Source organism: Actinomadura harenae (assembly GCF_003696215.1).
In the GTDB taxonomy this organism is placed as follows: Bacteria; Actinomycetota; Actinomycetes; order Streptosporangiales; family Streptosporangiaceae; genus Spirillospora; species Spirillospora harenae.
The window spans coordinates 1-2549 of the sequence record NZ_RFFG01000242.1; the positions used below are offsets into that span (position 1 = coordinate 1).

3 protein-coding genes are annotated in these 2549 nt (G+C 76.2%); all 3 read right to left on the reverse strand.

The annotated features are described in order from the left end of the window. Positions 1-409: alpha/beta fold hydrolase (locus tag EBO15_RS43145; RefSeq protein ID WP_122200186.1), on the reverse strand; the 409-nt coding region annotated here is incomplete at its 3' end. 13 nt (positions 410-422) lie between these two features. Then, the gene (locus EBO15_RS43150) at positions 423-767 is read right to left on the reverse strand and encodes an acyl carrier protein (protein WP_122200187.1); all 345 of its coding nucleotides are present in this window, start codon (positions 765-767) and stop codon (positions 423-425) included. Further along, on the reverse strand, positions 764-2549 hold a 1786-nt coding region (locus tag EBO15_RS43155; protein ID WP_199745189.1), incomplete at its 5' end, for a polyketide synthase dehydratase domain-containing protein. The genes EBO15_RS43155 and EBO15_RS43150, both read right to left, overlap by 4 nt.

The window sequence follows — 2549 nt, forward strand, 5'->3', positions numbered from 1 at the left end:
CGGCCGGGCGTGGTGGGGCGACGAGGGTGTCCGCCGCCGCGAAGGGCGGGTCGACCAGCGCCAGGGCCGTCACGCGGCCGGGGTGGGCGCGCGCGAAGCGGACCGCGACGGTCGCGCCGTAGCTGTGCCCGGCGATCGCGAACGGCGGCAGGTCGGCGGTGAGCGCGGCCAGGTCGTCGGCCATCGTCGCGGTGTCGTAGCCGGTCGGGGTGCGCTCGGTCAGGCCGTGCCCGCGCCAGTCCGGCAGCCGGACGCGCCGGGTGCGGGCGAGCGCGGGCGCGGAGGTGAAGAACCAGGACGCGGCCGATCCGGTGAACAGCCCGTGCAGCATCACCACCGGCGACCGGCCCGTGTCCCGCCCGAGGTCCACCACGTGGAACCGGACGCCGCGCGCGCGGACGTAGGCCACGGTGCCCGTCCCCCTAGGCGAACGCCGCGGACGCGTCGGGGGCGCCGTCCGGGGACGCGGCCAGCCGTGCCTCGATGTAGGACGTGAGGTCGCCGACCGTCATCGCCATGATCTGGTCGAGGTCCAGTCCGGCGATGAACGCGGCGAACTCGATGCGCGCGCCGTAGTGCCGCTGGAGCCTCTCGGCGAGCGCGACGAACTCGATGCTCTCCAGCGCGAGGTCGGCGTTGAACGTGGTGTCCGGGCCGACGGTCTGCTCGAGCAGGAAGTCCTCCCCGACGACTTCGGCCAGCATGGCCACGACCTCGGACAGGACGTCGGTCCGGGCGGTGTTCTCGGCGGTGTTCTGGGTGGTCATGTGGTGTTCTCTCCCTTGGTGTGGTCGGTGTCCCCGCCGCCCGTGCCGGGCCCCGGGAGCGTCCAGGTCACGATGTGGCCGTCGAGCTCCCGCGAGGACGTCCCCGCGGGACCCGCCGGACGGCCGCCCGGCGCCGGTTCCGCGGGCGCGATCTCGATGTGGCACGGCCGTCCGGCGGCGCGGACGAGCGCGACGCCGAGCTCGCCGGTCAGGGCGACCGACAGTTCGGGCGGCGGGCCGAACGCGCCGGTGGCCCGGGGCCGTCCGGACGCGTCGCCGGTGATGGTGATCTCGGCGGGGAACAGCGGGCCGTGGCCCTGCTCCCAGAGCCAGTGCCGGACGGCGTCCTTGGCGGCGATCCGGCCGAGCAGCCAGGGTCCCTGCTCGCGTGGGGTGAGGGCCTCGTACCCGGGGCGCTCGGCGGCGTTGAGGTAGTACCGCATGAGCAGTTCGCGCGAGGACCCGTTGTCCCAGCGGGGGCGCGCCAGCATCCAGCCGCCGGGCTGCGGCTCGGCGGTGCCGGACACCTCGGGGGTGAACTTCATCCGCCAGGTCTGCTCGTCGGTGTGGAAGCGGTGCGCGGTCCAGCCCTCGACGCGGCACCAGATCCGGCCGTCCGGGCCGGTCAGCTCGGCGTCGCAGCGGAGCGTCGTCGGGGTCAGGGCGCGGGTGCGGACGACGGCGGGGATCCGCGCGCCGGGCGGCGGCAGCGGCCCGTACCAGGTGACGCGGTCGATGCCGGTCGGGAACACCGTCTGGTCCCTGTCGCCGTTGACCTGGATCCAGTGGCCGGCGAGCTGGCCGACGTTGTCCATGAGGGCGCCGGGGGTCGGCAGGGCGGTCAGGACGCCGCGCACGCCGTCCGAGGCGAGCGCGCCGATCTCGTGGACGCCCTGGTAGAGCGGCCCGTGGAACATCCAGCGCTCGGCGTAGAACCGTTCCGCGGGGACGGGCGGCGGGCCCTCGCCGGTGAGCGGCGTCCGGTCCGGGGCGGGCGGGCGCGGGTGCCGGGGCGCGAGCAGGACGATCCCGTCGGTGTGCCCCTTGACGACGACCTCGACCCGGTGGACGCCGTCCGCGCCGGTCTCCAGGAGCCGCGCGGAGACCTCGGTCTCGGTCGGCGGTTCGGCGGTGACCCAGCGCAGCGCCCGGACCTGTTCCATCCCCGCGCAGACCAGGCCGGGGACCAGGTCGCACGCCGTGTCCGCCATGACCTCCAGCAGCGTCGTCAGCGGCACCACCGGGAACCGGTCGGACGCGTCGGGCCAGCCGACCGGCTGCGGGATCATGCCGTGGTCCCGGACGTACGGCATCGTGTCCAGCGAGAACGTCCGCCGGACGGTCAGCTCCGTCGGCGTCGGCCGCGCCGGGACGAGCGGCGGCCCCGGGGGCTCCGGGTGCACGGGCGCCTGCGGGACGGCGGGCGACGACAACGGCACCGGGGTCACGGTCTCCGGAGGCGCGGGGTCCGGAGGGGTGAGGTCCGGAGGGGTGGGGCTCGGGGACGTCGCGTTCTGGAGGGCGTCCATGACGTGGGTGGCGCTGTCGACGGCCTCACGGAGGAACGCGTCGAGTTCGGCGGTCACCGGGTCGGTCGCGGGCAGCGACGGCCGTTCCGGCGGCCGCGACGACACGAGGGGCGTGAGCGGCGGGACGGCGCCGTCCAGCCGGACGACCGGGACGCCGAGGTCGAGCCGCACCGCGCCCGGCCCGGACGGCACGACGGGCGGCGCGGCGGACGGGCCCGCGCCGTGCCCCTCGGCCCACAGCGCGGCGGCGACG